Consider the following 2,457-nt stretch of genomic DNA (forward strand, 5'->3'; position numbering starts at 1 on the left):
CAACTATGCAGTAGAGCCTCCCATGTACGCCGCTCTGTTTCCCTCTCCAGAACAGGCTCGTCAATATGCGTTTCAGGCAGTAGCAGCCACTGCGTTGATCGTCGGCTTAATCGTTACTTCAGTCGCCGTCAGCTAATCGGTTCCGTTCCTCTTGCTTGGGTCATTTACATCTACATAAGTCGTTAAAGCATTCTGCGGGGGCGGAATGCTTTTCTATTGGTTGAGCCGTGGCGAGTGAGAAGTGCGATCGCAACTGAGTGAAAAGATGAACTTTAGTATCATGCCTAGGTATTTAATGGCGATAGGAGTATCCTAATAGCAAGAGGTGAATAAATTATTCCCTCGGCTCAAACAATTCAGTTCACGTTAAATAGGAGGTTCACTATCGATTTAACGACTGAATGTGATCCACCAAAATCAGCAGCACTCTACACCGTTGTTGATATTTCCTCTACTCAACACTAAGAGAGCGATGCGGTAGATACCCAGAGACGCAACAAGCTAAAACGACGGTATCAAAGCACCTCTAGACAGTATCAATCATTTGAGGAAGTCCCTTGACTGGCGTATCCGAGTGCTGTTAGCAATGATTTAATTTCAACTTTTCAGTTGATTAATAATAGAAAATGCCTTGGCTTTATCTTCATTGCCAAGGCGTTTTCTGTTAGAGCTATTTTATATTTGAAATCCGAGCTTTTTTAGTTGAAAAGTTGAGATCGCAACTCCACCTATGACCAAGCTCACCTCGACGGGTGCGGTACATCACCAAACTGAGCCTGAAATGCTGAGGAGTGAGCCTGAATCCCTGTATAGATAAGCTCAAAACCCCTACTGCTCAAGCGTTCAACCCTCGTCTCTCAGCTCAAACTCTCTACTGCCTGCTGCGCTCCCTCCCTATACTCTCCTCCTAGCCTGGTCTTCAGATCGGGCTTTTTAGTTGGGAAGTTGGAAGTTGCGAAGTTGCGATCGCAGATTTCACCGTTATCTAATTGTTGTGATTGACGGCTTGGATAATGACCATCTGCTTCGTATTAATGGTTGACTGAATGCCCCCAAATTTTGGAACGAGATCGCGTACTATCTTATCTTCTTATTCTTATCTCATCTTTCTATTCTTATCTATATAGAGGGATTTGATCCCGATTGATTGGGACAAAGACTCGAAGAGCTCTTTACCCATGCTGGCCGTGCTGGAAGGCATCGCAGCGGATACCGGTGCTAATGTCGCAGTCACTCGGTTCAAACCCGTTCAGTCTGATGGGATCCTTGACCGCGCGTAAAAGTCGCGAAAGGGCTAGTCAGACTGATGCGCCTCCTGGTTCAGAAAGGTCACTAGCTCCTGGTAAAAGGGCAGACCTTTACTCCGGCTATCCGCCGCACTGGCAACCAGCGCTAGCGTTTCGATAAAGGACTCGCGAACGGCTCTAACGACAATCCCTAGCAGTGGCCCAATGTCGTCTTGAGAACGTTGTCCCTGAACCAAAGCTTCGATGTACGCTTGCCGTTGTTGATTGGCAATAATCGCAATCGGGAATCCAGCCCTCATCAAGAGTAGATTCATCAACAATCGACCGGTTCGTCCATTACCATCCCGAAATGGGTGAATCGAAACAAAGCGATAGTGGGCTTCTGTCGCCGCTATCACCGGATGCAAGTTCGTGGCCTTTGCGGCTAACCATTCCCCAAATTCACTCATTAGTTCTGGCAGTCGATAATGCGGTGGATACACATATTCGGTTCCGGCAGCTTTGACATCAAGCTGGCGATACTGTCCAGCTTCGGTGGGGGAAATTTTGCGCAGAATTAAATTGTGAATTTGTCGAATTTCCCATTCCCCAATCGGGGCTCGTGCTTGGGCCAAAGTTTCAATATAATTGATGGCCTCTTCATGGCCGATGACTTCTAAATGCTCAACGAGAGTTTTCCCACCGATCGTGATTCCTTTAGAAAGGACTAGCTCGGTTTCACTTTGGGTGAGTGTATTCCCTTCAATGGCATTGGAATTATATGTAAAGCGCACGTCATAGCGCTGTTTGAGTTCTTCTAAAATCGCCGGAGGTAAAGGACGAAAGCTATCTAGCCAGCGCTTGAGTTGATCCAATTGTGCTAATTGCGCAGCAGTATCCATCGTATCTATCGGCGCGAGTATCTCTAACAGTACTGAGTCTAGCCGTTGCTTAGGATGCGCCTTCAACCACCGCAATGCCGCGTCATACAGCTCCACAGCGTTAAGACATAAATTCAGTGAAGAAGCGGACGATCGCTGAGGCATCTCCAAGTCCTTAGCAACGCTGCCTAACTTTTAAAAAGGGTTTGATAATCCAGAATCGCGGCAAAAAACCTCATCAGGTCTCAGCTGCATAGACTAACCATCAGCAATTCAGTGAGCATAAGTAAAGTTTATCCCACATCACGCCAAGCGCGCTCTCTGTCCTTTGATCGCGATCAGTTATAGTG

2 protein-coding genes are annotated in these 2,457 nt (G+C 46.9%); one reads left to right on the plus strand and one right to left on the minus strand.

Features of this window, described 5'->3' with window-relative positions:
* Positions 1-136 (plus strand): photosystem II assembly protein Psb34 (gene psb34 / locus AC286M_RS06620; RefSeq protein WP_488203620.1); only part of this gene is annotated, 136 nt, incomplete at its 5' end.
* 1,158 nt (positions 137-1,294) lie between these two features.
* On the opposite strand, the gene AC286M_RS06625 is transcribed toward psb34, so the two are convergent.
* The gene (locus AC286M_RS06625) at positions 1,295-2,272 is read right to left on the minus strand and encodes a Fic family protein (RefSeq protein WP_488203619.1); all 978 of its coding nucleotides are present in this window, start codon (positions 2,270-2,272) and stop codon (positions 1,295-1,297) included.
* Between the last annotated feature and the right edge of the window lie 185 nt (positions 2,273-2,457).

It is taken from the genome of Thainema salinarum CENA647 (assembly GCF_057732415.1).